The organism is Knoellia koreensis, assembly GCF_013041615.1.
In the GTDB taxonomy this organism is placed as follows: Bacteria; Actinomycetota; Actinomycetes; order Actinomycetales; family Dermatophilaceae; genus Pedococcus; species Pedococcus koreensis.
Genome location: NZ_JABEPQ010000001.1, coordinates 162,038 through 188,836, shown reverse-complemented (window position 1 = coordinate 188,836; position 26,799 = coordinate 162,038). Strand labels below are relative to the sequence as shown.

26 protein-coding genes and 1 tRNA gene are annotated in these 26,799 nt (G+C 71.4%); 10 read left to right on the top strand and 17 right to left on the bottom strand.

The window, feature by feature from the left end:
- Positions 1-2: 2 nt before the first annotated feature.
- Genes HJG52_RS00955 through HJG52_RS00945 form a run of 3 tightly spaced genes read right to left on the bottom strand, consistent with a single transcriptional unit; the run spans position 3 to position 4,125 of the window.
- Complete coding sequence (locus HJG52_RS00955; protein ID WP_171241717.1) at positions 3-2,027, bottom strand: glycosyltransferase; 2,025 nt, start codon at positions 2,025-2,027, stop codon at positions 3-5.
- Positions 2,024-3,217 (bottom strand): UDP-galactopyranose mutase, encoded by a 1,194-nt coding sequence (gene glf, locus HJG52_RS00950; protein ID WP_171241716.1) that lies wholly within the window; start codon positions 3,215-3,217, stop codon positions 2,024-2,026. Before glf ends, HJG52_RS00955 begins: the two co-directional genes overlap by 4 nt.
- Complete coding sequence (locus HJG52_RS00945; protein ID WP_346767502.1) at positions 3,214-4,125, bottom strand: glycosyltransferase; 912 nt, start codon at positions 4,123-4,125, stop codon at positions 3,214-3,216. The genes glf and HJG52_RS00945 overlap by 4 nt, the downstream gene beginning before the upstream one ends.
- 165 nt (positions 4,126-4,290) lie before the next feature.
- Here HJG52_RS00945 and glfT1 point away from each other — a divergent pair, with 165 nt between their 5' ends.
- From glfT1 to HJG52_RS00920, 5 genes are all read left to right on the top strand, one after another.
- Positions 4,291-5,247, top strand: coding sequence for a galactofuranosyltransferase GlfT1 (gene glfT1, locus HJG52_RS00940; RefSeq protein WP_206069833.1), 957 nt, complete (start codon positions 4,291-4,293; stop codon positions 5,245-5,247).
- Between the two features lie 10 nt (positions 5,248-5,257).
- On the top strand, positions 5,258-5,998 hold the full coding sequence (locus tag HJG52_RS00935) for an amino acid ABC transporter ATP-binding protein (RefSeq protein WP_171241713.1): 741 nt from the start codon (positions 5,258-5,260) through the stop codon (positions 5,996-5,998).
- A 29-nt stretch (positions 5,999-6,027) separates the two neighbouring features.
- Positions 6,028-6,870: a glutamate ABC transporter substrate-binding protein gene (locus HJG52_RS00930; protein WP_171241712.1), complete on the top strand. Its 843-nt coding sequence runs from the start codon at positions 6,028-6,030 to the stop codon at positions 6,868-6,870.
- 93 nt (positions 6,871-6,963) lie between these two features.
- Positions 6,964-7,632: an amino acid ABC transporter permease gene (locus tag HJG52_RS00925; protein WP_171241711.1), complete on the top strand. Its 669-nt coding sequence runs from the start codon at positions 6,964-6,966 to the stop codon at positions 7,630-7,632.
- Positions 7,629-8,552: an amino acid ABC transporter permease gene (locus HJG52_RS00920; RefSeq protein WP_171241710.1), complete on the top strand. Its 924-nt coding sequence runs from the start codon at positions 7,629-7,631 to the stop codon at positions 8,550-8,552. Before HJG52_RS00925 ends, HJG52_RS00920 begins: the two co-directional genes overlap by 4 nt.
- A 70-nt stretch (positions 8,553-8,622) precedes the next feature.
- On the opposite strand, the gene HJG52_RS00915 is transcribed toward HJG52_RS00920, so the two are convergent.
- Positions 8,623-8,695 (bottom strand) — tRNA-Asn (locus HJG52_RS00915).
- A 110-nt stretch (positions 8,696-8,805) separates the two neighbouring features.
- Between HJG52_RS00915 and HJG52_RS00910 the strand changes: the two genes are divergently transcribed.
- Positions 8,806-9,468, top strand: coding sequence for a maleylpyruvate isomerase N-terminal domain-containing protein (locus HJG52_RS00910; RefSeq protein WP_171241709.1), 663 nt, complete (start codon positions 8,806-8,808; stop codon positions 9,466-9,468).
- Here HJG52_RS00910 and HJG52_RS00905 read toward each other — a convergent pair.
- From HJG52_RS00905 to HJG52_RS00880, 6 genes are all read right to left on the bottom strand, one after another.
- Complete coding sequence (locus tag HJG52_RS00905) at positions 9,465-9,980, bottom strand: hypothetical protein (protein ID WP_171241708.1); 516 nt, start codon at positions 9,978-9,980, stop codon at positions 9,465-9,467. The two genes, HJG52_RS00910 and HJG52_RS00905, sit on opposite strands and share 4 nt — an antisense overlap.
- Positions 9,980-11,947, bottom strand: coding sequence for a DNA primase (gene dnaG / locus HJG52_RS00900; protein ID WP_171241707.1), 1,968 nt, complete (start codon positions 11,945-11,947; stop codon positions 9,980-9,982). The genes HJG52_RS00905 and dnaG overlap by 1 nt, the downstream gene beginning before the upstream one ends.
- A gap of 40 nt (positions 11,948-11,987) precedes the next feature.
- On the bottom strand, positions 11,988-12,311 hold the full coding sequence (locus HJG52_RS00895; protein ID WP_171241706.1) for a hypothetical protein: 324 nt from the start codon (positions 12,309-12,311) through the stop codon (positions 11,988-11,990).
- A 105-nt stretch (positions 12,312-12,416) separates the two neighbouring features.
- Positions 12,417-13,646, bottom strand: a complete 1,230-nt coding sequence (locus HJG52_RS00890; RefSeq protein WP_171241705.1) for a deoxyguanosinetriphosphate triphosphohydrolase — start codon at positions 13,644-13,646, stop codon at positions 12,417-12,419.
- Between the two features lie 10 nt (positions 13,647-13,656).
- Positions 13,657-14,334: a YdeI/OmpD-associated family protein gene (locus HJG52_RS00885; RefSeq protein WP_171241704.1), complete on the bottom strand. Its 678-nt coding sequence runs from the start codon at positions 14,332-14,334 to the stop codon at positions 13,657-13,659.
- On the bottom strand, positions 14,291-15,661 hold the full coding sequence (locus HJG52_RS00880; protein WP_240977143.1) for an amino acid permease: 1,371 nt from the start codon (positions 15,659-15,661) through the stop codon (positions 14,291-14,293). Before HJG52_RS00880 ends, HJG52_RS00885 begins: the two co-directional genes overlap by 44 nt.
- 80 nt (positions 15,662-15,741) lie before the next feature.
- Here HJG52_RS00880 and pdxR point away from each other — a divergent pair, with 80 nt between their 5' ends.
- Together pdxR and HJG52_RS00870 are read left to right on the top strand one after the other, a co-directional pair.
- Positions 15,742-17,157 (top strand): MocR-like pyridoxine biosynthesis transcription factor PdxR, encoded by a 1,416-nt coding sequence (gene pdxR, locus HJG52_RS00875; RefSeq protein WP_171241703.1) that lies wholly within the window; start codon positions 15,742-15,744, stop codon positions 17,155-17,157.
- Positions 17,158-17,257: 100 nt separating this feature from the next.
- Complete coding sequence (locus HJG52_RS00870; RefSeq protein ID WP_171241702.1) at positions 17,258-17,809, top strand: type 1 glutamine amidotransferase domain-containing protein; 552 nt, start codon at positions 17,258-17,260, stop codon at positions 17,807-17,809.
- Positions 17,810-17,830: 21 nt separating this feature from the next.
- Here the strand turns inward: HJG52_RS00870 and dusB are convergent, their stop codons facing one another.
- Complete coding sequence (gene dusB, locus HJG52_RS00865; RefSeq protein WP_171241701.1) at positions 17,831-19,042, bottom strand: tRNA dihydrouridine synthase DusB; 1,212 nt, start codon at positions 19,040-19,042, stop codon at positions 17,831-17,833.
- 15 nt (positions 19,043-19,057) lie between these two features.
- Positions 19,058-19,771, bottom strand: coding sequence for an alpha/beta fold hydrolase (locus tag HJG52_RS00860; RefSeq protein WP_171241700.1), 714 nt, complete (start codon positions 19,769-19,771; stop codon positions 19,058-19,060).
- 45 nt (positions 19,772-19,816) lie between these two features.
- Between HJG52_RS00860 and HJG52_RS00855 the strand changes: the two genes are divergently transcribed.
- On the top strand, positions 19,817-20,650 hold the full coding sequence (locus HJG52_RS00855; RefSeq protein WP_171241699.1) for a sulfurtransferase: 834 nt from the start codon (positions 19,817-19,819) through the stop codon (positions 20,648-20,650).
- A gap of 4 nt (positions 20,651-20,654) precedes the next feature.
- On the opposite strand, the gene HJG52_RS00850 is transcribed toward HJG52_RS00855, so the two are convergent.
- Positions 20,655-22,157: an HNH endonuclease gene (locus tag HJG52_RS00850; protein WP_171241698.1), complete on the bottom strand. Its 1,503-nt coding sequence runs from the start codon at positions 22,155-22,157 to the stop codon at positions 20,655-20,657.
- Between the two features lie 118 nt (positions 22,158-22,275).
- On the opposite strand from HJG52_RS00850, the gene HJG52_RS00845 reads away from it, so the two are divergent.
- Positions 22,276-23,115, top strand: a complete 840-nt coding sequence (locus tag HJG52_RS00845) for a tetratricopeptide repeat protein (RefSeq protein WP_171241697.1) — start codon at positions 22,276-22,278, stop codon at positions 23,113-23,115.
- Between the two features lie 65 nt (positions 23,116-23,180).
- Here the strand turns inward: HJG52_RS00845 and HJG52_RS00840 are convergent, their stop codons facing one another.
- From HJG52_RS00840 to HJG52_RS00825, 4 genes are read right to left on the bottom strand one after another with little or no spacing between them, the layout of a single operon-like run.
- Positions 23,181-23,789 carry a response regulator transcription factor gene (locus HJG52_RS00840; RefSeq protein WP_171241696.1) on the bottom strand — a complete coding sequence of 203 codons (609 nt, stop codon included), beginning with the start codon at positions 23,787-23,789 and terminating at the stop codon, positions 23,181-23,183.
- Positions 23,786-24,976 (bottom strand): histidine kinase, encoded by a 1,191-nt coding sequence (locus HJG52_RS21505; protein WP_206069831.1) that lies wholly within the window; start codon positions 24,974-24,976, stop codon positions 23,786-23,788. Before HJG52_RS21505 ends, HJG52_RS00840 begins: the two co-directional genes overlap by 4 nt.
- Before the next feature lie 53 nt (positions 24,977-25,029).
- Positions 25,030-25,836, bottom strand: a complete 807-nt coding sequence (locus HJG52_RS00830; protein WP_171241695.1) for an ABC transporter permease — start codon at positions 25,834-25,836, stop codon at positions 25,030-25,032.
- On the bottom strand, positions 25,833-26,792 hold the full coding sequence (locus tag HJG52_RS00825) for an ABC transporter ATP-binding protein (RefSeq protein WP_171241694.1): 960 nt from the start codon (positions 26,790-26,792) through the stop codon (positions 25,833-25,835). Before HJG52_RS00825 ends, HJG52_RS00830 begins: the two co-directional genes overlap by 4 nt.
- Positions 26,793-26,799: the final 7 nt, after the last annotated feature.

The window sequence follows — 26,799 nt, the reverse complement described above, 5'->3', positions numbered from 1 at the left end:
GCTCACCGGACGTCGTCCGCCTCGTGCGGCATACGCGGGTCGGCCGTCTCCTGGGGCGCCTCGTCGGGCACGGCCACGTCGAGGGTCTTGCGCCAGGCATCGGGTCCCACGAGGTCGGGCATGGAGTCCCGGTAGAGCCGGGAGAGCCGCGGCCAGTCACGCAGGAGCTGCTCGTGCGCCTCCACGGCGTCCCGGATCGCGGCCGCCAGGTGGCTGCGGTCGCGCTTGTGCCACGACATCCCCTTGCCGTCGGCGGTGGTCACGAGGGCCGAGTCGAGACGCGCCAGCGTCCACCAGCCCGCGTCGGCGGCCGCGACCTCGCGCTCGGGGTGCGCCTTGGTGCGCGGGTCGACCGGGCGCAGCTGCCGCACCAGAGCCGAACCGGCCGCCAGCATCGTCGCCGCGGTGCCGACCGGCTTGGCGCCCAGCGAGTCACGCTTGCGCAGCTTGGTGCGGCGCACGGGCGCGAACTCCTCGGGGCTGCGCCGGACCACCGCGTCGTCGAACTGCTGCCTCAGCTGGCGCACCTCACCGAGCCGGGTGGCGAGCGAGGCGTGCATGTCCTGGGGGCCGCTCAGCACGTCCTCGATGGCCCGCTGGCGCAGGGCCGCGGCGGAGTACTGCATGGCCAGCAGGTGCTTGAGCTGGATGAACAGGCTCTCGCGGACCATCCGGCCGCCACGGTCGTACTGGGAGTGCGTCAGCGCCGCGACCAGGCGGCTGCGCGCGTGGTAGTAGGCCTGCCAGTCGACCGCGTCGTCCTTGTCGGTCCACGGCACGTGCCAGACCGCCGCACCGGGCAGGGACACGGTCGGGAAGCCGTGCTCGGCCGCCCGCAGGCCATACTCGGCGTCGTCCCACTTGATGAAGAAGGGCATCGACAACCCGCACTCGCGCAGGACCGTGACCGGGATGAGGCACATCCACCAGCCGGTGTAGTCGCTGTGCATGCGGCGGTGGAGCCAGGGCGTGGCCCGCAGGTTGGTGGAGGCCAGGTCGTGGTCGTGGACGGTCGGCTCCGCCGGACCCCACCGGAACTGCCACGGCAGGATCACCTCGGCGAAGGCGTGCAGTACCGACCGGTCGTACATCGAGAACATGTGCCCCCCGACGACGGTCGGCCGGCGGCAGGCGTTGGCGAAGGCGACGGTGCGGGCGATGCCCTCGGGCTCGCAGATGACGTCGTCGTCGAGGATGAGGACGTGGTCGCTGCGGCCGCCGTCCAGGGTCTCGAGCATCGACCGCGAGAAGCCGCCGGAGCCGCCGAGGTTGGCCTGCTCGATGACGCGCAGCCGGTCACCGCACGCCTCGCGCGCGGCGGCGAACCCCTCGTGGTCGCGCACCCGCTCGGTGCCCTGGTCGACGACGATGACCTCGTCGATGACGTCGCACAGATCGGGTGCCTCACCCAGCTGGGTGAGCAGTGCGGTGCAGTATGCCGGCCGGTTCATGGTCGTGATGCCGATGGTGATGCGTCCGGTCCCCGTGGCGCGTGGGGCGACCTCCTCGGGGGCGCCCAGCCAGGCGGCCGACTCGAGGGTGAGTGGACCGTCGCCGGCGACGAGGTCGAACCAGTACCAGCCGCCGTCGGCGAAGGTGTCGAGCGGCAACCTCACCCGCTCGTCGTGCTCGCCACGCACCGTCGCCGAGGTGACGCGCACGACCGAGCCGCGACCGGTGGAGCGGTAGACGAACAGGGTGCCCGGGCCGTTCGTGCGGACCTGGAGCACGACCTCGGTGATGCTCGTGTACCGCTTCCAGTACGAGGCGGGGAAGGCGTTGAAGTAGGTCGCGAACGACACGCCCTGGCCGTGCTCGAGGCGGAACCGCCGTCGACCGAGCACCTGGTCCGGCACCACGGCCGGGCCGCTGGCCTCGATGACGACCGGGCTGTCGGTGTCGTCCTTGGGCGGCTTGGGTGACTTGCGGGTGTCGACGTACAGCGGCAGCACGTCGAGGTCGCCGTCGACCGGCAGGACCACCCGGGCGAGCTCGCTGAGCCGGTCGACGTCGAGCTGCGCACTCATGCGCCCACCCCTGCCGCTCCGGCCGCGCTGAGGCCACGCACCCCGATGAGGGCGTCGAGGTCGTTGTCGACGAGGCGCAGGGCCGAGGCGATCGCCATGTGCATGTCGAGGTACTGGTAGGTGCCGAGCCGGCCGCCGAAGGCCACGCCCTGCGAGCGCTCCTGCTCGACCAGCTCGCGGTACGCCAGCAACCGCTCACGGTCGTCCGGGGTGTTGACGGGGTAGTACGGCTCGTCACCGGCCTCGGCGAAGCGCGAGAACTCGCGCACGATCACAGTCTTGTCGTCCGGGTAGGCGCGCTCGGGGTGGAAGTGTCGGAACTCGAGGATCCGCGTGAACGGCACGTCGTCGTCGGCATAGTTCATGACCGGGGCCCCTTGGAAGTCACCGGTCGCGACGACCTCGCGCTCGAAGTCCAGGGTGCGCCAGCCGAGGGCGCCGTGGGCGTCACCGAAGTAGCGGTCGATGGGCCCGGTGTAGACGACCGGCACCTGTCCGCGCACCGACTCGCGGGACAGCTCGTGCCCGTCGGCCAGGAAATCGGTCTCCAGCTCGACCGTGATGCGGGGGTGGTCGGCCATCCGGGTCAGCCACGCGGCATACCCGTCCGTGGGCAGTCCCTCGAACCGGTCGTTGAAGTAGCGGTTGTCGTAGGTGTAGCGCACCGGCAGCCGACTGATCACCTCGGCCGGGAGGTCGGTCGGGTCGGTCTGCCACTGCTTGGCTGTGTAGCCCCGCACGAACGCCTCGTAGAGAGGGCGTCCGATGAGCGAAATGGCCTTCTCCTCAAGGTTTTTCGGCTCGCCGGTGAGCTCAGCCGCCTGCGCGGCGACGAGGTCGCGGGCCGCCTGCGGGCCGTGGTTGGCGCGGAAGAACTGGTTCACCGTGCCGAGGTTGATCGGCATCGGGAAGACCTCGCCGTGGTGCACGGTCCAGACCCGGTGGCGGTAGTCGGTGAACCCGGTGAAACGGTTGACGTACTCCCAGACGCGCTCGTTCGACGTGTGGAAGAGGTGTGCGCCGTAGCGGTGCACCTCGATGCCCGTGTCCGGGTCCGGCTCGCTCCAGGCGTTGCCGCCCAAGTGGTTTCGCCGCTCGACGATGGCGACGTCGAGCCCACGCGCGGCAGCCTGCTCCGCGACGGTGAGACCGAACAACCCCGACCCGACGACGACCAGGTCGGCCCTCACGCGCGGCCCTCCGTCCGGGTCGGGCGGTTGGGTGCGGGCGGCGCCCCCACCGTGGGGACGTCCACGGTGGCGCCCGGCTGGGTGGTGGTGAAGCGGTGGCGGTATGCCGCGCGGCGCAGTCCCACGGGGACGACGCGGTAGCCGCCGCGCACCATGAGGTTGCGCAGGTGCTCGCGGTTGGACGTGAACCCCTCGCGGTGGAGCCGTCGTTGCAGGCCGAGCTCGGAGCGCAACAGTCGCAGGCCCCCGCGGCGCTGGTAGCTGCCCGAATCGACGCGGTAGAGGACGAGTGGCTCGGCGAGGTTGGCCACCTTGGCGCCCGAGCTGATCATGCGCGTGAACAACCAGTAGTCCTCGAGCAGCGGCAGCTCGCGGTAGCCGCCGGCCTGCAGGACCGCGGAGCGGCGGTAGACGACCGTCGGGTGGTTGAAGGGGCTCCGCAGCCGCGCCTCGGCGGCGATGTCGCCCGCCGTCAACGGCGGCACCCGCAGCACGCGCTCCCGCCCGGCATACTCCGGCGTCTCACCGAACTCCACGAGGGCCGAGCCGACGAGGTCTGCGCCGTCCTCGATGAGCGGGATCTGCAGCTCGAAGCGGTGCGGCAGGCTGATGTCGTCGGCGTCCATGCGGGCGATGACCTCGTGGCTGCACGCGGACAGGCCGCACTGCAGGGCCTGGGCGAGACCGACGTTGTGGGTGAGGCGCAGCCGGCGCAACGGCACGGGGCTGCTCGACTCCAGCCGCTCCAGCGTCGAGGCGAGCTCGGCCGTGATCTGTCCGTCCTGTACGACCACCACTTCGGAGGGGCGGCGGGTCTGCTCCAGCACTGTGCTCTGGAACGCGCGGGCGAGGTGGTCGGGCCGGTCGCCGCGGTAGACGGGCAGCAGGAGGGAGAAGGGTGTCTTCACGGTTCGGACGCTAGGCACGCCAGGGAAAGCCAGGGTGAACACGCCGTGTCCGGGGGGCAGATGTTGGTCCAAGGGCCTGCTCGGACCCGGCTGGCCGCCCACCGGTCACGTGGCGTTCACCTGCGCGTCCCTGCCCGATGTCGCACCATGCCTACGGTCGGAGCCGTGCTGGTCGACGGACGAGTGGTGTGCGTGGTGGTGACCCACCGCCGGGTCGAGCTGCTGCGCCGCTGCCTGGAATCCGTTGCGGCCCAACATCGCCCGCCCGACCACGTGGTCGTCGTCGACAACGCCGACGACGCCGAGACGCGGCGGGTCGTCGAGGGCAGCCCGCTCCCCCACACCTACCTGCCATCCCGCACCAACCTCGGGGGCGCGGGTGGGTACGCCTACGGCATACTCACCGCACGCGCCCTGGGGGCCGATGCCGTGTGGCTGGCCGACGACGACGGCCGACCCGGTGACCCGTGGACCCTCGGCCGCCTCCTCACCTGCGCCGAGAGCCACCAGCTGGACGCCGTCTCCCCCGCCGTCGTCGACGAGACCGACCCCGGGCGCCTGGCCTTCCCGCTGAGGCAGGGCCTGCGCTGGGCCCGCCGGGTCGACGACCTCGGCCGCTCGGCCGTGGTGATGGGTGCGGCCAACCTGTTCAACGGCGCCCTCTTCTCCGCTGCCGCCCTGGACGCCGTGGGTGTGCCGGACCCCAGGCTGTTCATCCGGGGCGACGAGGTCGAGCTGCACCGTCGGATGCGCCGCAGCGGCATCCGGTTCGCCACCTGTGTCGCCGCCACGTACGAGCACCCGCAGGGCCGTGACGACTGGCGGCCGCTGTGGGGCGGTCGCGCCCACGTCCTGGTGCCGCAGGACCCGGCCAAGCGCGAGCTGACCTACCGGAACCTGGGGTACCTCACCGCACAGCCCGGCCTGCGTTGGCGGGCCGCCCCGGATGCGGTGAGGTACGTGTGGTTCCACTTGGTCACCCAAGGAGACCCGGGAGCGCTGGCGGCGTGGTGGCGCAGCTGGTCAGCGGGCCGGCACGAGCGGTTCAGGCCCCCACGGCGGACGTTGCCGTTGGGTGACAAGCGGACCCAGTTGGACCACACGGGAGTCGCCGGGCGGTAGGTTGCCGTCCATGACGGAGCCACTCGTCGTCCTCAAGGACGTCAACAAGCACTTCGGCGACCTGCACGTCCTGCAGGACATCAACCTCCAGATCGGCAAGGGCGAGGTCGTCGTCGTCATCGGCCCGTCGGGGTCGGGCAAGTCGACGCTGTGCCGGACGATCAACCGGCTCGAGACGTTCGAGAGCGGCACCATCACCATCGACGGCAAGCCCCTCCCCGAGGAGGGCAAGGAGCTCGCGCAGCTGCGGGCCGACGTCGGCATGGTGTTCCAGTCGTTCAACCTTTTCGCCCACAAGACGATCCTCGACAACGTCACGCTCGGGCCGGTCAAGGTCCGGGGGCAGGGCAAGAAGGACGCCGAGAAGCGCGCGATGGAGCTGCTCGAGCGGGTCGGGGTCGCCCAGCAGGCCCAGAAGTACCCCGCCCAGCTCTCCGGTGGCCAGCAGCAGCGCGTCGCCATCGCCCGGTCCCTGGCCATGGACCCCAAGGTGATGCTCTTCGACGAGCCGACCTCGGCGCTCGACCCCGAGATGATCAACGAGGTCCTCGACGTCATGGTCGGCCTCGCCAAGGAGGGCATGACGATGGTCGTCGTCACCCACGAGATGGGCTTCGCCCGCAAGGCCGCCAACCGGGTCGTCTTCATGGCCGACGGCCAGATCGTCGAGGAGGCCCAGCCCGAGACCTTCTTCACCGCACCGCGGTCCGACCGGGCCAAGGACTTCCTCGGCAAGATCCTCACCCACTGAGCCGGTTCACCCACCACAGGAGGAAACAGATGAAGATTCGCCAGATCGGCGCGCTCGCCGCCGCATCGGTGCTCGCCCTCAGCCTGGCCGCATGCGGCGACAGCGCGAAGGATGGCGGCTCCGGCGGTGGCGGGGGCGGTGGCTCGTTCAAGATCGGCATCAAGTTCGACCAGCCGGGTCTCGGCCTCAAGGAGGGCAACGACTACACCGGCTTCGACGTCGACGTCGCCAAGTACGTCGCCAAGGAGCTCGGCCACGACGAGGGCGACATCCAGTGGGTGCAGGCCCCGTCGGCCCAGCGCGAGACGCTGCTGAAGACCGGCCAGGTCAACATGATCCTCGCGACCTACTCGATCACCGACAAGCGCAAGGCCGACGTGTCCTTCGCCGGCCCGTACTTCATCGCCGGCCAGGACCTGCTGGTCCGCGCCGACGACTCCTCCATCACCGGGCCCGACTCGCTGACCGGCAAGAAGCTCTGCTCGGTCACCGGCTCCACCTCGGCGCAGAAGGTCAAGGACAAGTACCCCGGCGTCCAGCTCCAGGAGTTCGGCACCTACTCCGAGTGCGTCGCGGCGCTCGTCGCCAAGGGCGTCGACGCGCTGACGACCGACAACACGATCCTCGCCGGCTACGCCGCGCAGGACCAGTACAAGGGCAAGCTGAAGGTCGTCGGCAAGCCGTTCTCCGAGGAGCGCTACGGCGTCGGCATCAAGAAGGGCGACGTCGAGCTCTGCAAGAAGATCGACGACGCGCTCACCAAGATGGTCGACTCCGGCGAGTGGCAGAAGGCGGTCGACGCCAACCTCGGGCCGGCCGGCTTCCAGGTCGACAAGGCGCTCAACCCGCCGAAGCCCGACCCCTGCTCCTGAGCCTGAAAACCGCGGAGGTATGCCGCCCGCTCGCCCGAGCGGGCGGCATACCTTGGCGTCAATCCCCTTCTCCTACAACGGAAGGTGCGCTGCATGGGTGACATCCTGAGCACCTACGGCCCGGACATCCTCCGGGCGTTCTGGTGGACCATCAAGCTGTCCTTCTTCGGCGGCCTCGGAGCCCTCGTCCTGGGGACGATCGCCGCAGTGATGCGCGTGTCCCCGGTGGCCGTCATGCGGTTCATCGGGACGTCGTACGTCAACATCTTCCGGAACACACCGCTCACCCTGCTCATGGTGATGAGCGTGCTCGGCATCACCTACATCCTGGGTGTCTCGCTCTCCCAGGACATCACCCAGAACGCGATCCGCTGGGCGATCGTCGTCATCGCCGTCTACCACGGCGCCTTCGTGTGCGAGGCGATCCGCTCCGGCGTGAACACCGTGCCGGCCGGTCAGGCCGAGGCCGCCCGGTCGGTCGGGCTGACCTTCGGGCAGACGATGCGCGAGGTGATCCTGCCGCAGGCCTTCCGCGGTTCGATCGCGCCGCTCGGCTCGGTGCTGATCGCGCTGATCAAGAACACCACAGTGGCCGCAGTCATCGTCTCCGCTGAGGCCGCGAGCCTGATGCAGAAGATCATCGAGAACGAGGGCGGCTCGTTCGCCATCTTCGCGATCTTCGCCCTCGGCTTCGTGATCCTCACGCTGCCCCTCGGGGTCGGGTTCACCAGCCTGTCGCGACGCCTGGCGGTGAAGCGATGAGCGCCTCGGTCCTGTTCGACGCACCCGGCCCGAGGGCACGTCGCCGGCACGCACTGCTCACCGTGGTCGGGGTCATCCTGCTGGTCGCGATCCTCGCCGTCGTGGTGCGCAAGATGTACACCGCCAACCAGCTCCAGGCCTCGATGTGGGAACCGTTCGTCACCGACCGGTCGGTGTGGCGTGACTACCTGCTCAAGGGCCTGGTGGGCACGCTCAAGGCGGCCGCGATCTCGATCGTGTTCGCCGGGGTGTTCGGCCTCGTCTTCGGCATCGGGCGACTCTCGCAGCTCGCGCCCGTCCGTTGGGTGTGCGGCATCGTCGTCGAGTTCTTCCGCGCAGTGCCTGTGCTGCTGATGATGATCTTCGCCTACTTCGGCATCTACACGCAGACGTCGTTCTTCTCGGCCGACACGGCCCCGCTGGCGGCGGTCGTCACCGGCCTCACCCTCTACAACGGCTCGGTCATCGCCGAGCTGGTGCGCTCGGGTGTCTTCGCCCTGCCGAAGGGCCAGGGCGAGGCGGGCCTGTCGATCGGCCTCACGCCCAGCCAGGTGCTGCGCTCGATCCAGCTGCCGCAGGCCCTGACCGCGATGCTGCCCGCGCTGATCGGGCAGTTCGTCGTGATCCTCAAGGACTCCGCGCTCGGGTACGCCGTGACCTACGGCGAGCTGCTCACCTGGTCCAAGACCCTCGGGTCGGCGTTCTCCAACACGGTTCCGGCGTACATCGTCTGCGCCATCCTGTTCATCCTCATGAACTACGCGCTGACCAAGCTCGCGACCCTCGTGCAGCGCCGGCTCTCCCGCCGCGGCCGCGCTGTCGTGGCCACCCCGGGCGCTCTCACCGCGACGGTGGACCAGGAGTCGACGCTGGGCGGGGAGGACGTCGTGCAGACCGACCCCACCGAGACCGGCCGGTGACCGCGGGCGCAACCACGCGGCATACGCAATGACGAAGGCCGGGTCCGATCGGACCCGGCCTTCGTGTCTGCTCCCCCGGTTGGACTCGAACCAACAACCCTTCGATTAACAGTCGAATGCTCTGCCAATTGAGCTACGGGGGAATGACCTTCGGCGGTTCCGCCGTCGGCGCTGCGCAACCATAGCAAAGGAAGCGGCCGGTTCTGAAAACGGCCCGGCGACGCTGTCGGTGACGAGGCGTAGCGTGGGCGCCATGCCACTCACGGTCGAGCTGGAGACGGTCAGGGACACCGCGCGCGACAGCGTCAACCGGTTCGTCGAGGCCACGGTCGCGCTGTCGGAGTACGACCTCCTGGGCGCCTCGCGGTGCCACGGCTGGTCGCGGCTCGACGTGGTCGTCCACGTCGTGGGCGGGTGGGCCGAGATGCTCGGCGGGCTGGTGTCGCGGGCCGACCGTCCCACCACCGTCGACGCGGCGAGCTACTGGGCGGTGTTCACCGAGCAGTACGGCGACGACGACCCCGTGGCCACCCTGATGTCGCAGCGTCGCCGGGCCTCGGCCTACCTGCGACCGTCCTCGGCGTTGGAGCAGCTGCGCGACGTGGCTGCGATGGTGGACCGGGGCGTCCACAACCTCACCGAGGGCCACTACCTGTGGCAGGACTGCGTCTTCACCGCGGGGGACTTCCTCACGATCTGGGTGGTCGAGGACGTCATCCACCAGCTCGACCTCGACTCCCCCGTGGCGCCACCCGCGCCGGGGCTCGCACTGGCCAGGCAGACCATCGAGGCCATCGTCGGCGAACCGTTGCCGGCCGACTGGTCGGACACGGAAGCGGTGCTGGTCGGTACCGGCCGGGTGCCCGGGGACGGCCTGCCCGAGCGCGTGCGCGAGCTCCTGCCGGCGCTGGGCTAGCGCCCGACCTGTTCGCGCAGGTATGCCGCCGCGTCGCCGAGCGCCCGCGTGAGCTCCGCGTCGTCGGGGCGGGCGCCGCGGCCCCGCAGCTGCTGCTCCAGCAGGTCGCCGGTGGCGAGGTCCTGCCGGATCACGGCCCGGCCGCGACGACGCGGGCCGAGGTCGACCTGCTGGGCCAGCACGACGCTGGCCTGGACCCGCTCGCGCAATGTCTCGGGCAGGAGCGAGGTCTCACCCAGGGCCCACTGGCTCGGCCGGGACCGGTCGACCCAGGTGACCGTGAGCTGACCCGTCTCGGGGTTCCACGAGCCGGCATCGACCTCGTGCCACGGCTTGCCGAGCAGGCGCTCCCCGGCCGGTGACACGGCATACAGGCCGTATCTGGTCGCGATGACGACCACGCCCGTGGGCTCCTCGGTCGCCCAGGCGAGCACCTTCTCGCCCTTGGCCAGTCCGGCGGCCGACCGGGCGGCGTCGGGCAGCGACGGCTGGCGCTTGGCGAACAGCGCCATCACGACGCCTGGTCGCGCAGCTGGGCCAGCTCGCGCTGCAGGTCCTGGAGCCGGCCGCTCAGCTCACGCGCCTGCGCGGCGTCGCTGTGCTGGTCGGCGGCCATCCGGCGCATGGCCGACATGGCGTCGGCGATCTGGCGGGTCAGGGAGACCTCCTGGACGCGGGTGAGCAGGGCTGAGACGTAACGGCGTTCGGGCAGCCCGGTGGACTTGTCCATGCGGGTCGGCAGCGGGGCGACGGCGAGCTCGGCGACGAGGCCGTGGACCGACAGCGGTGAGGCCTCGGTGACCCGGTCGGCCCAGGCCTTGGCCGAGAGCCCAACCTGCGGACCGCCGGCGCCGCGCACCCCGTCGAAGACCGCGCGGTGGGCGGGGGCGGTGAAGGCATCAGGCTCGATCGTGTCGATGTCGGCGGGCTCGAAGCTGCCGGGGTACTGCAGAAGGGTCTGGAGCAGCTGGCGTTCGACGAAGACCACGGGGTCACGCAGGTCCGGGGTTGGCAGGGCGGCGCGGGCCTCCTGCTCCGACGGCTCGGGGACGACGTCGGCGTCAGGGCGTGCCTGGCCCCCCGCCGTCTGTGCGTCCCGCGCCTTGTCGCCCTTCTCTGCGTCGCGGGCGGCCATGCGACCGGCGCGGGCGACCTCGGCGCGCACCTGCTCGACCTCGACCCCGATCCACCCGGCGACGGTGCGGATGTACTCGGGGCGCATTGAGCTGTCGCGGATGCTGTTGACGATGGGGGCGGCGGCGCGCATGGCCTGGACGCGGCCCTCGGCGGTGGCCATGTCGTAGCGGGCGATGGTGGTGCGGACCGCGAACTCGAACATCGGCACGGCGTCGTCGATGAGGTGGCGCACGGCGTCGTCGCCGCTGGCCATCCGCAGGTCACAGGGGTCCATGCCGCCGTCGGCCACGGCCACGAACGACTGGGAGGCCCAACGCTGGTCGTCACCGAACGCCTTCATCGCGGCCTTCTGCCCGGCGGCGTCGCCGTCGAAGGTGAACACCACCTTGGCGGGTGCGAGGTCGGCCTCGTCGCGCAGGATGCGGCGCAGCACCTTGATGTGGTCGGTGCCGAACGCCGTGCCACACGTCGCGACCGCGCCCTCGACGCCGGCGAGGTGGCAGGCCATGACGTCGGTGTAGCCCTCGACGATGACGGCCTTGCGCTCCCCCGCGATCGACTTCTTGGCGAGGTCGAGGCCGTAGAGGACCGTCGACTTCTTGTAGATCGCGGTCTCGGAGGTGTTGAGGTACTTGGCGGCGATCCGGTCGTCGTCGAAGAGCCGACGCGCGCCGAAACCCACGGTGTCGCCCGTGATGTCGCGGATCGGCCACATGAGCCGCCCCCGGAACCGGTCGTAGAGCCCGCGGCTCCCCCGTCCGCTCAGCCCTCCCGCGACGAGCTCGTCGTCGCTGAAGCCCTTGGCCCGCAGGTGCCGCGTCAGCTCCTCGCCACCGCGGGGGGCGAACCCGACGCCGAAGTGCTTCGCAGCCTCACCGTCGAACCCGCGGCCACGCAGGAAGTCGCGCCCCACCCGCGCCTCGCCGGAGGACGTGTCGAGCAGCCGCTCGAGGTAGAACTCCTGGGCGACGCGGTGCGCCTCGACGAGCCGGGAGCGCTGCCCGAGCGAGGGGCCCCGGTCGCGGGGGCCACCACCCTCCTCGTAGTGCAGCTCCATGCCGAGCTTGGAGGCGAGGCGCTCGACCGACTCGGTGAAGGTGAGGTGCTCGACCTTCTGCACGAACGAGATGACGTCGCCGCCCTCGCCGCACCCGAAGCAGTGCCACGCACCCACGGCCGGGCGGATGTTGAACGACGGCGTCTTCTCGTCGTGGAACGGGCACAGCCCCTTCATCGAGCCGGGGCCGGCCGGGCGCAGGGTGACGTGCTCGCGCACGACGTCCTCGATCGACGTGCGCTCCTTGACGAGCGCGATGTCGTCGGCCTTGATCCGACCCGCCACTGGCCCTCCTTGTCGAGGGCGAGTCTAGGCGCAGGGTCCGTCAGAGGTAGTCGGGCACCGGCGGTACGAGATAGTGGCGGCCGTAGCCGTAGATCATGAAGCCGACGAAGTTGGCCAGCTCGAGGACCAGCACGACCGCAGCGAGGAGCCTCCAGCGGGACTCGCTGCGCGGCATACGCCAGTAGGACACCGTCGCCCACACCGCGAACGGCACGAGGAACGGGACGACCCCGGCGACCAGCCACCACAGCTTCGTCCTCGCGGCTGGGGAGGGCGGCACGCTCAAGACGACCGACGCCACCGGGTCACCGGCGACGCGCGGGTACCCCACGACCTTGGTCACTTCTCCGTCCACGGTGCTCATGGCGGCCTCCCCTCCACAGTGACTCTGATGCACCATTGGCGCACAGGGACGGCTCCACTGGCAAGCGTTTCGGCCATACCCGCTCAGCGTGTCAGGACGGACGTCTCAGGACCAGGCGTCGTGGAGGTGCAGGGCGCGCACGTCGGTGAGCGAGGCGACCTGGTCGACGACGACGCGCAGCGCCGTGGCGTCGGAGTCGGCGGCCTTCCAGTCCGCCAGCAGGTCGGGGTCGAGGCGAGCGACCGGGTCGTCGAGGTAGCCCCGGACGAGGTCGCGCACCACCTCGCGCTGGGCGGCCATGACATCGATCCGCTCCTGGGCGTTCATGACGAAGTGGGCCGCGACGGCCTTGAGCACCGCGCACTCGGCGCGCGTCTCGTCGGGCACGACCAGGGGCGCGTCGTAGCGGGTGAGCGGGCCGGGTCCGTGGCGCTCCATCGTCGCCAGCTCGACGGCCTGGACGAAGCGGCCGATGAGCTGGGAGGTCATGTCCTTGAGGGCTGCCCGGTCGCCCCGGGAGCCGTCGTATGCCGCCGGCACCAGTCCGGTGGCGAGAACCCGTCCCAGCGCAGCCCCCATCGCGTCGGCACCCAGGTCCGCGGCATACACCCCGGTCGCCACGGCAAGGACCGAGTCGACGTCAGTCGTGTCGCGAAGGCGACGCACGTCGAGGCGACCCGAGGCGATGGCGTCCTCGACGTCGTGCACTGAGTAGGCGACGTCGTCGGACCAGTCCATGACGTCGGCCTCGATGCAGCGCTCGCCGTCGGGGCGGCCGGCACGGAACCACTCGAAGACGGGCAGGTCGTCCGCGTAGACGCCGAACTTCGTTGTGGGCCAAGGGCCTTCGCCCCGGGGCCAGGGGTACTTGGTGGCGGCGTCGAGACTTGCCCTGGTGAGGTTGAGGCCGGCGGGGCGACCGTCGGCGTGGATCCGCTTGGGCTCGAGGCGGGTGAGGAGGCGCAGGGTCTGGGCGTTGCCCTCGAAGCCACCAATGCCTTCGGCGACGGCGTCGAGGGCCTGCTCGCCGTTGTGGCCGAAGGGCGGGTGGCCGAGGTCGTGCGCGAGGCAGGCCGTGTCGACGACATCGGCGTTGCAGCCGAGGGCCGCACCGAACTCGCGGCCGATCTGCGCGACCTCGAGGCTGTGCGTGAGCCGGTTGCGGACGAAGTCGTCGTCGCCGGGCTGGACGACCTGGGTCTTGGCGGACAGGCGGCGCAGCGAGGCCGAGTGGAGCAGGCGGGCGCGGTCGCGGGCGAAGTCGTCGCGGTCGGCGCGCTTGGTGACGGGGTCCTCCCGCACCCAGCGCTCCCGGTCGACCTCGGTGTAACCCACGCAGCCGAGCCTAGGCCGTCGTCCCGGCCGCTCGGGCAGCGGCGGCAGCGCGCTCGACCCACTTGGGCTGGTCCCCGTAGCGCTGCGACGGGATCAGCCGACCGGCGGCGCTGTCCGCAACCAGCTGGGCGAGCCGTTTCTCGCGGGTGACCTCCTGCTTGGCGGTCAGCACCCAGTTGGTCGCAAGCTTGCGGTAGCTCGGTGTCGCCTCCGCCCAGAACGCACTGGCCGCGGCATCGGCAGCCAGCACCGCGGCATACTGCGGCGGCAGCTCGCGGTCGCGGTTCTCGTAGGCGTAGACACCCGAACGGTCCTCGCGTCGCAACGCGAACGCGGCGAGCCCGGCGGGGTGCATGCGCCCGGCCGCGGTGAGCTCCTCGACCGCCTTGATGTTGATCGTCGACCAGTTGCTGCCCGGCTTGCGCGGCGTCCAGCGCTGGCGGACCGCATCGTCGTCGATGCGTTGCGCAACCGAGTCGATCCAGCCGAAGCACAGGGCCTCACGGACGGCCTGCTCCCAGGTGAGACCGCGGTCGGCGACGTGCTTCTTGCGCAGGCCCATCCACAGCTCGGTCTCGGTGTCATGGTTGGCCTCGAGCCAGGCGCGGAACTCCTCGGGACCGGCGAAGAACAGCGCCGGCCGCTCAGGTGTCCCGCCGGGCGTTCCGACCTGCCCTCGCGCGCTCACGGTACGAAACGTAGCCCACCGCCGCGACAGCGACCCCGAGCGCCCACAGCACGTGCCAGCCGTTCATGACGAGCAGGACGAGCACCGAGGCGAGCGCGACGAGTGCGGTCCACCAGACCCGGGTGCCGCGCGGCAGCAGCCGCACCGCCGCCCCCGTGCCGAGGACGTAGACGAGGGTGAAGCAGCCCGTCGCCAGGAGCATCAGCGGCGTGAAGCCAAGCCCCAGCACCTCACTGACCACCAGCCCCGCAAGCGACTCCACGGCGATGAGCGCCAGGGCGCGACGCGGCACCTCCCCCGGTCCGCTCCCCCGTGCCAGGTATGCCGGGAGCGCACCTTCCCGTGCGAGCGAGGCACCCAGCCGGGAGCCACCGGCGTAGTAGGCGTTCATCGCGCCGAAGGTGAGCAGCACCGCCACGGCTGCGGTGACGGCGCGCACCTGCCCACCCACGCCGGCGGCGAGCAGGTCGGACAGCGGTGCCTGGCTGTCGCCCGTCGCGGCACCGAGCACGAGCAGGCTTGTGGCGGCGAGCGCCAGGTAGAGGACACCGACCACCACGAGGGCGACACCGGTCGCCCGCGGCACGTCGCGACCGGGCCGGCGGTAGTCACCGGCGAGCGAGGCCACGGCCTCCCACCCGGCGAAGCCCCAGACGAGCAGCGCCGCGGCCGGCCCCACCGCCGACCAGCCGTGCGGCGCGAACGGCGTGAGGTTGCCGAGCCGGGCGTGCGGCAGCGCGGTGACCACCGTGACCACCATGAGCGCGGCCAGCGTGCCGGTCATGACCAGCTGCACCCGCCCCGACAGCCGCAGCCCGGCCGCGTTGAGGAGGGCGACACCGAGGATCAGGCACACCGCCACCGCGACAGCGGTCCGGTGACCGCCACCCACGACGTCGGCGACGTAGCCGCCGGCCATGAGCGACGCCGGCGGGGCGCCCACCGGCACCGCGAAGAAGAAGCACCACCCCACGGCGGCCGAGGCGCGCCGACCGAACGCCCGCCCCACGTAGGTCGAGACGCCGCCACCGTCCGGGAACCGCGCCCCCATCGCCGCGAACGTGCTGGCGAGCGGGACCGAGAGCAGCACGAGCGCCAGCCAGGCCACCAGCGACGCCGGCCCGGCGATCCCGGCGGCGATGGCGGGCAGGGTGATGACGCCCGTCCCGAGGACGGCGCTGATCGCCAGCGCGCTCCCCTGCGGGATGGTGAGCGAGCCGGTCGGCGCAGCGCCGGGCGCGGGGTCGGTGGAGTCGCTGGCCTGGCTGCTCCTCCGGTCGCGGGTGAGCATCTCGGTGGCGCAGGCGGTGTCGCTGTCCTGGGTCATGGCTCCAGCCTGCGGGCCCATTGGACTGGGCAGAAGGGCCAGTGCTGGGCAAGCTGATTGGGCCAATCTAGGGTGGGCGCATGGACCTGCTGCTGCGGTTCGACGGTCCCGGCGACCGGGCCACCCAGATCTACCAGCACCTGCTCGAGGGCATCGCCAGCGGCCGGCTGCCCGCCGGTGAACGGCTGCCCCCGACCCGTGCCTTCGCCAGCGAACTGGGCGTCGCGCGCGGCACCGTCGCGACGGCATACGACCGGCTCGTCGCCGAGGGCTACCTGGAGTCGCGCGTGGGCGCCGGCACCTTCGTCAGCGCGGACGTGCGGCCGGCCCGGCCGCGCACCGCTCCCGGCGGTGACGTGCGCCCGCGCCCCATCTGGCAGTCGTTGCCCGCGCCGGTGCCGGACTCGCCGCCGCTCGAGCTCGACCTGTCCGTCGGCGGCCCGGACACCGCCCTCTTCCCGCTGCCGGTGTGGCGGCGTCTGGTGTCGGCGACCCTGCGCCCGTCCCTGCAGGCCGAGCCTGCCTACGACGGCAAGGGGCACCCGGGCCTGCAGGCGCAGATCGCCCGCCACCTCGGGGTGTCACGCTCGGTGGTCGCCAGCGGTGACGACGTGCTCCTCACCAACGGGGCGCAACAGGGCCTCGACGTGGTCGCCCGGGTGATGCTCTCCCCCGGCGACGTGGCGGCGGTCGAGGACCCCGGATACACCGCCGCCGTGCGACTGTTCGCCTCGCACGGCGCCAAGGTCGCAGGGGTGCCCGTCGACGACGAGGGCATCGTCGTCGACGCCATCCCCCGCGGCGCCCGGCTCGTCTATGTCACGCCTTCGCACCAGTTCCCCACCGGCGCCGTCATGTCGCTTCGGCGACGAACTGCGTTGCTGGAGTGGGCTGCTCGTCACGACGCCGTCATCGTGGAAGACGACTACGACAGCGAGTTCCGGTTCGACGGACGCCCGCTCGCGCCGCTGCAGAGCTTCGACCGTGACGGCCGGGTCGTCTACGTCGGGTCGTTCTCCAAGGTGCTGATGCCGATGCTGCGGATCGGCTACCTCGTCGCGCCCCAGTCGCTGCAGCCGGCGCTGCGCGAGGCCAAGCTGCTCACCGACTGGCAGGGCGACGCGGTCACCCAGGGCGCCATGGAGCGGTTCATGTCCGAGGGCCTGCTCGCCGCCCACACCCGCAAGGCCACCAAGATCTATGGCGAACGTCGCGAGGCGTTACTCACCGCGGTGGAGAGGTATGCCGCGGGGACCCTGGAGGTGCTCCCTTCCGTCGCGGGGCTGCACGTCTGCACCCGGCTGGTGGACCAGTCGCGTTCGGACGTGGAGGTGGTGGCGGCAGCGGCCCGGCGCGGCGTCGGAGTCGAGCCGCTGTCGCCGCGGTACGTCCAGCAGGAGCCGGTGCAGGGTCTGGCGCTGGGGTTCCGGCACATCACGACCCGGCGAGCCCCCGAGGCGGTGCGACGGCTCAGCGAGGCGCTGTCAGCCGGATGAGCCCCGCGCCAGCCTGGTCAACCACGTCCTCGACGTCCGGTGCGCAGGACGACACCGTGCTCGGATTGCGAGTGCGAGCAGCCTTTCGCAGGGTTGAAGCATGAGCGATCTGAACCAGAAGAAGGTGGCGTTCCTCGTGGCCAACGAGGGCATCGAGCGGGTCGAGCTGACCGAGCCGTGGGCGGCTGTTGAACAGGCCGGAGCCACCCCCGAGCTGCTCAGCGTGCAGACCGGTGAGGTGCAGACCTTCGACCACCTGGACAAGGCGGAGAAGCGCAAGGTCGACAAGGCGATCAAGGACGCCAAGGTCGACGACTACGACGCCCTCGTCCTGCCCGGTGGCGTGGCCAACCCCGATGCCCTGCGCACCGACGAGGACGCCGTGGCGTTCGTACGCGACTTCCTCGCCTCCGGCAAGACCGTGGCGGCCATCTGCCACGCCCCATGGACCCTCATCGAGGCAGACGTCGTCCAGGGCAAGACCCTGACATCGTGGCCGAGCCTGCAGACGGACCTGCGCAACGCCGGTGCCGAGTGGGTCGACCAGGAGGTCGTCCAGGACGGCAACCTGATCACCAGCCGCAAGCCCGATGACATCCCCGCGTTCAACAACGCATTGCTCGAGTCGCTGTCGCACGGCGGCGCCAGCTGAACCCCGCAGGACTGCCGGTGCTCAGCCGCCGCTGACCGACAGCTCGGCCTCGGCGACCGCGCGCCGGTGCTCGTCGCTGAGCTCGCGGCTGCGCAGCCAGCCGTCCGGAAGCGCCACGACCCGCGGTGACCCGGCCCGGCCGCGCTGCCCCTCGGCGGCGTCGCCGGGCCAGGGTGCGGCCGGGTCCATCGTCGCGATCAGCGCGTCGAGGGCCTCGAGCGAGTCGACCAGGGCGAGCTGGTTGCGCACCGTCGACCCGGCGGGAAAACCCTTGAGGTACCAAGCGATGTGCTTGCGGATGTCGCGGCAGGCCTTGAACTCGTCACCATAGAAGTCGACGAGGTATGCCGCGTGGCGGCGCAGCGTGGCGGTCACCTCGCCGAGGGTCGGGCGCACTCGCACCTGGCTGCCGGCGAAGGCCGCTGCCAGGTCGGTGAACAGCCACGGCCGGCCAAGGCACCCGCGCCCCACGACCACGCCGTCGCAGCCGGTCTCGTGGACCATCCGCACCGCGTCCTCGGCCGACCAGATGTCGCCGTTACCGAGCACGGGGATCGTGCGCACCGTCTCCTTGAGGCGGGCGATCGCGGTCCAGTCCGCCTGGCCGGAGTAGGCCTGCGAGGCGGTGCGGCCGTGCAACGCGACGGCCGCGACGCCCGCGCGCTCGGCGATGAGTCCTGCCTCGAGGTACGTCACGTGGTCCGCGTCGATCCCGACGCGCATCTTCACGGTGACGGGCACGGCATACGGGCTCGCCTCGCGGACGGCGCCCGTGACGATCGCCTCGAAGAGGTCACGTTTCCACGGCAGCGCCGCCCCGCCACCCTTGCGCGTCACCTTGGGGACGGGGCAGCCGAAGTTGAGGTCGATGTGGTCGGCGCGGTCCTCCGTGACGAGCATCCGCACAGCAGCGGCGACGGTGGCGGGGTCGACACCGTAGAGCTGGATCGAACGCGGGTTCTCCTGCGGGTCGTGCTCGATGAGCCGCATCGACTCCGGCGTGCGCTCGACGAGCGCACGCGACGTGATCATCTCGCTCACATAGAGCGAGGTCGCGCCGCTGGCGCCACCGGCCGCGAGCCCCTCGGTGCCGTACTCGCGGCACAGCTTGCGGAACGCCCGGTTGGTGATGCCCGCCATCGGCGCCAGCACCACCGGCGACTCGATCGTGTGCCGCCCGATCTGCAGCGGCGGCAGCACCGGGGCGGCGCGGGCGGGGGCGGTCGTCGTCATGGCGCGGCCAGTATCTCAGGGCACCACCTCGTCGACGAAGTCGCGCAGGATCCGCGCCACCACGTCGACATGGGTGAGCGGCAGGAAGTGGGTCGCGCGCGGCACGATGACGCGGCGTCCGCGAGGTGCCGCCGCGGCATACCTCCTGCTCTGGATCGCCAGCTGGTCGAGTTGCCCACCCACGACGAGCACGGGGCAGCGCACCCGCGCGAGCAGCTCGGGCCGACCGCCCGCCATGACCGCCGCCCACGCGTCGCGGGTCGCCGCGTAGGTGGTGCCGCCCGCGGTGACCAGGGCGAGGGTCTGCTCGGAGGTGAGGCGCGCGATGACGCGGTTGGCGAAGGCGCCGGCGCGCTCGTCGCCGGAGCGCTCGAGGGCACGGCCGAGGAGCCGGTATGCCGCGGCGCCGGGGCCGGCGGGGACGGCGGCCGCCCCGATCGTCACGAGACCGGCGAGGCGATCGGGGTGCTGGGCGGCATACGCCATCGCCATGTAGCCACCGAGCGAGTGACCGGCGACGACCGTGGGCAGGGCCTCGTCGCCGCCGTCGACCGCGTCCGCGATGGCCTCGACCGCGGCGTCCGTCGTGAACCGCTCGCCGGTCCGGGCACCGTGGCCGGGCAGGTCGGGCGTGACGACCTCGAAGTGCGGGAAGAGCCCGTTGTAGGGCGCCCACTGGGTGTGGCTCAGCCGCGTGCCGTGGACGAGGACGAGCCGGGCGGTGCTCACGAGGACCACGCTACGTCGGGGCTGCGTGGGTGTTGACTGTGGCGCATGAGCGCGCTCGTCAGTGCTGAGGACCTCGTCGCGGAGGGGCTCGACGGCCTCGTCGTCGTCGACGTCCAGTGGAACCTCACCAGCGCCGCCGGGCCCCCGGGGCGCGACCTCTACACGGCCGGGCACCTGCCCGGGGCCCACCACGTCGACCTCGACGCCGAGCTCGCCGGACCGCCCGGGCCGGGCGGTCGGCACCCGCTGCCCACGGCCCACGCCGTGCAGGAGGCGATGCGGCGGTGCGGCGTCGACGCCGGCTCACGCGTCGTGGTCTACGACCAGGGACCGTCGTATGCCGCGGCACGCGCCTGGTGGGTGCTGCGCCACTTCGGGCTGGCGGATGTCCGGGTGCTCGACGGCGGGCTCACGGCCTGGCGTGCGGCCGGTGGACCGGTGACGACCGAGGTGCCCCCGCCCGGTGACGGGACGTTCGAGGCCGCGGTCGACGACTCGGCGGGTGCACTCCTCGACGCCGATGAGGCCGCGAAGGTGGCTCGCGACGGCATACTCCTCGACGCCCGCGCGCCGGAACGGTTCCGCGGCGAGACCGAGCCGATCGACCCCGTGGCCGGCCACATCCCCGGCGCGGTCAACGCACCCACGACCGACAACGCCGGAGCCGACGGCAGGTTCTTGGCGGCCGATCAGTTGCGAGAGCTGTTCTCCCGTATGGGAGTTCGCGCAGGGCAGCGGGTCGGGGTCTACTGCGGGTCCGGCGTCACGGCCGCGCACGAGGTGCTCGCACTGCACGAAGCCGGCGTCGACGCGGGGCTCTACGTCGGCTCGTGGAGCGACTGGATCACCGACCCGACCCGCCCCGTCGCCACGGGCTGAGCCCTCACGCCGCGGTGCCGTGCGGTTCGTAGAGGTCGTACTGGATGCGGGCGACCTCGGCCCAGTCGATGTCAAGAGGCGCGCCGGTCTCCGGGTCGCACAGGTCTGGGTCGTAGCCGGGCCATCGATCCGTGTCTGGGAGCGGCGGTTGCCAGTGGCGGCCAAGGACTGGCGGTGCCGTGGAGTCGTAGGTGTGCCCTGTGGGTGTGGTGATCCGGACCGTGTGGGGCCCCTCGTTGGGGTGATGGACTCCGGTGGCGGTGACCTCGTGGTGCCAGCCGGGTGCTTCCTTGGTCAGGTTGCAGTGGGCGCACAGCCCTTGGCCGTTGGCGGCGGTGGAGCGGCCACCGGCGTGCCGGGGGGTGATGTGGTCAGCGTGGGCGATGGGTGCTTCGCACCACGGCGTGGCGCAGGTGTCGTCACGCAGGACCAGGTAATCCACAAGGGCAGGTGGGAACAGGGCGGCTTTGGACTCCATGGCAACCAGGTCGCGGCCTGAGGGTTCGGTGAAGGCGCGGCGGACCCACACGTGGGCCTGCTCGGCGGTCTCCCCTGGCGAGCGACGCTGGTGGCTGCGGAGCCAGGACCTGGCCGTGGGGGCCGGCACGGGTCCGTGGCCGACCATGCGGGCAGGCTCCATGACGGACCGGTCCGGGTTGCCGATACCGGTCAGGGCGCGGTCGGTCATGACGAGCTGGACCGCGACGGGCTGCACCTGACCGAGACGGCGGCCGGACAGCTGGCGCAGGGCGGTGTCGGCCATGATGGCGCCGTCGTGCCTGCCCTGGGGTAGTTCGCCCGCGGGGTCGCGGCCAGCCATGACGGTCGCGGCGTGCTTCTTCAGTGCGGCGAAGGCGCCGACGGTCTCGTGCATCGGCCCGAGCACGGTGAGGTAGGCCATTCCGTCCGGGGCGGGCCGACAGGTGACCCGACGGGACGCCACGGCGCGCTCGTTCCTGGCGACGACACCGGCGGCGTCGAGCTCGGCGACCACGGCACGGCCGAGCTGTCCAAGGCGGCGTGGACTGACCTGCCCGGCGGGACCGCCGGGTCCGGCGAGGCGCCGGTCGGTTTCACGGCGCACCTCCACGGTCGTGGCGGCGGTGGCAGTGACGAGCTCGACCGCGGCGTCCTCGCCGATGGTGCCTGCGGTGAGCAGGGTCATGGTGGCGGGCATCTCGCCCACGAGGGCGCGGGCGGCGCCGACGTACCGGTCACCCAGGGAGGGTGAGGCCCGGCGGGCGAGTGCGACCTGGGCGTGCACGGACCGACGGGCCTGCGCCCGTTCGCGCAGGGTTTCGTCCGCCGTGTCGGCGAGCTGGGAGTCCGCGAAGGCGACCGTGACTCTGGCCTGCGCCGCCGCTGCTGCGCCCTTGAGCTGCTCCATCGTGGTGATCAGGTCGACCCGGGCTGCGTCGTCCATCCCGGCACCGTCCACCCGGGCCAGGGCGCGTAGCAGGTCCTGCACCTGCTGCACGGCGCTGCGGCCCGGGGCGGTTGTTGTCATACCCGCATCGTACAGTTGTTCGAACAGTGATGCAAGGCCTTGTCCACACGGATTCTGTTGCAGCAGAACAGGATCCGGGTGGACATCGTCATGCCTCAGTCTTGCCTGCCGGAGAGCGGTGGCGCAGCGCTACTACGGGCTCGCCGCCACCGAGACGGGGCGACCCCTCGAGGGCGCCGAGGCGATCGAGTCCGCGATCGCCGTGCTCCGCGACGTCGAACCCGACTCCCTCGGGCCTGCCTACTGGGGCCTCGGGAACGCGCTCAGCGCGCTCAGCGAACCCGGCTCCGCCCGGCGCGCGTTCCTCGACGCCGCAGCCGCCTACCAGCTCCAGAAGCGCACCAACGAGACAGGACACGCCTTCCACCGGGCGGCCGAGGCGTCGTGGGACCTCGGAGACCTCGACGAGGCTTCCGGCCTCTACGAGAAGGCGACCCCGTATGCCGCGCAGACCGGTGACCTGAACCTCTTCCTCGCCTGCAGGCGAGCTCGGGGCGCGACCCTGGCATTGTCCGGAGAGGTCGCCGAGGGCTTGCCCATCCTCGATTCAGCGCTGTCGGAAACCGTTGCGCTGCAACGTGACCAGGAGATCGACGCCACGGTCGACGAGGACTACATCGGTGCCATGGTCAACCGCCAGACCGCCTCGGTCCTCGCCGACCTGGGACGGTTCCCCGAAGCGGTGAAGCGGGCCGAGGACAGTGAGGCCGCTCTGGTGCCGCTCTCACTCGAGGTGGCCGCGATGGTGCGGGTCGACCGGGGCCGCTACCTCGCCGGCGCCGGCCGCACCCGGGAGGCGGAGACGACGTTGCGAGACGCCCTCTCCGACCTCAGCGAGTCGCAGAACACGCAGGCCCGGGTCGAGGCGGCCAGCGCCCTGGCCCAGTTCCTCGACCACAACGGCCGCTCCGAGGAGGCCGACCAGGTCTGGGAGCGGTTCGGTCCGGACGCCGGCTAGGTCGGAGCCCCAGGTCGAGGCGTACCACCACCGCGGGAAGGTCGGTGGTCAGCTCGAGTGAACGTCTACAGCCAGCCGAACTCGTCGGCGATGCGGACGGCGTCGGCGCGGTTGCGCGCCATCGTCTTGCCGATGGCCGACGAGAGGTGGTTGCGCACGGTGCCCTCCGTGAGCGACACCTGCCTGGCGATGTCGGCGACCGAACCTCCGCCGCGGGCCGCCACGAGCACCTCGGTCTCCCGCGCGGTCAGGGGCGACTCTCCCCCGGCCAGCGAGTCGGCGGCGAGCGCGGGGTCGACGACGCGCAGTCCGGAGTGCACCCGCCGCACCGCCTCGGCCAGCTGCCGCGCCGGGGTGTCCTTGACGACGAACCCGCTCGCGCCCGCCTGCAGCGCCCGACGCAGGAAACCGGGGCGCCCGAAGGTCGTGACGATGAGCACTCGCACGCGGGGCATCGCGTCGTGCAGTGCGGCGGTGGCGGCGATGCCGTCCATACCGGGCATCTCGACGTCGAGCAGGGCGACGTCCGGGTTGCTGGACTGCGCGGCCGCGACCACCTCGTCGCCCGTACCGACCTCGGACACCACCTCCATGTCTGGCTCGAGGTCGAGCAGGGTCGCGAGGGCGCCCCGCACCAGGGCCTGGTCGTCGGCCAGGAGCAGCCGGATCGTCATGCTTCCACCTTGTCGTCGTGCTGGGGCGCGGGCCGCGCACCGGGTTCGCTGGTCAGGACCGACAGCTCGAAGCCGTGCGGCTGCAGGCGGCGGGTCCGCAGCGTGGCGCCGACCGCGAGCGCCCGCTCCTCCAGGCCGAGCAGGCCGGTACCCGGTGGCGAGCTGCTGCTGTCGGGGCCGAGGCCGTCGTCCGCCACGGTGATGCCGCGTTCGCTGAGGGTGACGGTGCACGTGCTCGCCGCACTGTGCCGGATCACGTTGGTGACGCCCTCGCGCAGGGCCCAGGCGCACACCTCACGCAGCTCGGTCGGCACGGCGTCGGTGGCGTTGGGCAGCTGCGCCTCGATGCCAGCGGCGGCGAGGGACGTACGGGCGCGGGCGAGCTCGCCCGGCAGCGACATGTCGCGGAAGCCTGCCACGGCCTGGCGCACGTCGGCCAGGGCGTCGCGCGCAAGCCGCTCGAGGTCGTCGACCTCGGCACGTGCCCGCTCGGGGCTGACCTCCAGCAGCCGCGAGGCGAGCTCGGCCTTCACCGTGATGACGGTGAGGCTGTGGCCGAGGATGTCGTGCACGTCGCGGGCCATCCGGTTGCGCTCCTCCTGGATCGCGAGCCGGGCGTTGTCCTCCCGCGCCTCCGCCAGGGCCCGCTGACGCTGGGCCGCCAGCATGCCGCCGGTGACGGCGGCCATGGCCAGCACGATCGACATGCTGATGCTGACGTTGTGGGACCAGCCGGAGACGTGGAAGGTGAGGAACTCGTAGACCGCCACGAGCACGACGCCGATCGCGATGCCCACGCGCAGCCGGAAGGTCCACAGCCCCGAGACGGCGAGGAACACCCACGTCGCCGCCCCCTCCTGGCCGACCATGACGGGCGCGAGCATGGCGAGGACCAGCAGTCCCAGCCACGAGAGCAGCCCGGTGCGGCTGATGAACCACCGGTAGGTCGCCGTCGGTCCGTTGAGCCCCCAGAACGCCGACCGCAAGTGGGCGAAGTGGACGAGGTAGAGGATGACGAACAGGGTGAGGACGACCAGCCCGCCGTCGGCACGCAGGTCCTGCCGCTGGCGCCACGCCGCGTTGAACGCGTCGGACAGGAACACCAGCCAGATCCCGGCGAACAGGAAGCCGACCATCCGGCTGCCCCAGGGCCGGTCGTCGTCCGGGCGCGGGTTGTGCTCACTCACGGACCCCAGCCTCTCAGAGAAGGGATCCGTGAGTGAGCGCAGGACGCTGGCGATCAGACCCTCGCGGTGTCGCGCCGGAACCGCCATGCCGCGCCTCCCGCGAAGACCGCCAGCCAGACCACCACGTTCACGACCGCGGCCACCCCGGGCGCCTCGCCGGTCAGCGGCCAGTGCGCCAGCTGGCTCAGGCCATACATGGGGGTGAACTTCGCGATCGTCTGGAACGTGTCGCCCATCTGGTCCAGGGGCATGAACAACCCGCCGAGGAAGGCGAACAGCGCGAGCCCCGGCCCGATGATCTGCATGACGTTCTCGCTCGGCAGCAGGTAGCCCATGAAGACACCGAAGGCCGCAAAGACGAGCGACCCCACCCAGGCGATCAGCGCCGTGCCGACCCACGCGGACGTCTGCATGTGGGCACCGGTGAAGCTCCCCGCGGCATACGTGACCGCGATGGAGACGGCGCCGAGCAACATGGCGCACAGCACCTTCACCGCGATGTATGCCGCGGGCGTGAGTGGGGTGAGGCGCAGCTGCCGGCTCCAGCCCTGGCTGCGTTCGACGGCGACCATGGCGCCGCCGCCCGTGGTGGAGAGCATCGCACCGTAGAGCGCCATGCTGACCATGATGAGTGCGGCAACGTTGCCGTGACCGGCGTTCTCATTCGAGTACGACTTCCCGGTGCCGAAGATGACGTAGAACATCACGGGCATCACGACCGAGAAGACCAGGGTGCGGCGGTTGCGCAGCATGCGCCGCACCTCGAGCTTCAAGAGGGTCACGTTGAGGCCGCCCATTGGCGGGACCTTTCGTTGCGGTGCAACGACATTGGGCAGGGTGTCAGGCACGGCGGTGGTCATGACTGGGTTCCTTCGGAGTCGGGGTCGGCGGTGAGGGAGATGAAGGCGTCCTCGAGGCCGCGAGAGGTGATCTCGAGGTCGCGGGCGCCGGTGTTGGTCAGGAGGTGGCGCGCGACGGAGTCGCTGTCACGGGAGGCGATGAGCACCGAGTCACCGCGCACCTCCACCGACTCGACGCCCGGAAGTGCTTGGAGCGCAACCAGATCCGCGTCGGGCAAGGTCGCGCGCACGGTGCGCCCCGAGACGATGGCCTTGACCTCGCTGGCGGTGCCGTCGGCGACAACCCGGCCGTGCGCGACCAGGACGATGCGGTCGGCATACGCGTCGGCCTCCTCGAGGTAGTGCGTGGCGAAGAGGACGGTGCGGCCCTGCTCGGCGTCCTGCCGGATGGCCTGCCAGAAGTCGCGACGGCCGGTCACGTCCATACCGGTGGTGGGCTCGTCGAGGACGAGCAGCTCGGGGTCGGGCAGGAGCGCCATGGCGAAGCGCAGCCGCTGCTGCTGGCCGCCTGAGCACTTGCCGACACGACGGTCGCCGATGTCGGCGATGCCGGCGCGGGTCATGACCTCGCTGATCGGCTTGGTGTCGCTGAACAGGCTGGCGGTCAGCTCGAGCGTCTCGCGCGCCGTGAGGTCCTTGAGCAGCCCACCGGTCTGCATGACGGCCGAGATGAGTCCGTGCCGGACCGCGGCCTGCGGGTCCATGCCGTAGACACGGGCGGTGCCCCTGTCGGGCTGGGACAGGCCCAGCATCATGTCGATGGTGGTCGTCTTGCCGGCGCCGTTCGGGCCGAGGAAGGCGACGATCTCGCCGGGGCGGACGGTGAGGTCGATCCCCCGCACGGCACGCACCGTGCCAAAGCTCTTGGTCAGCCCGGCCAACTCGACCGCGGGGATGGTGGTGGCCCCTCGGACCGGCGCAGGCGGGCGGTTCTGCGTCTGGGTCGTTGATGTCATGCCACCA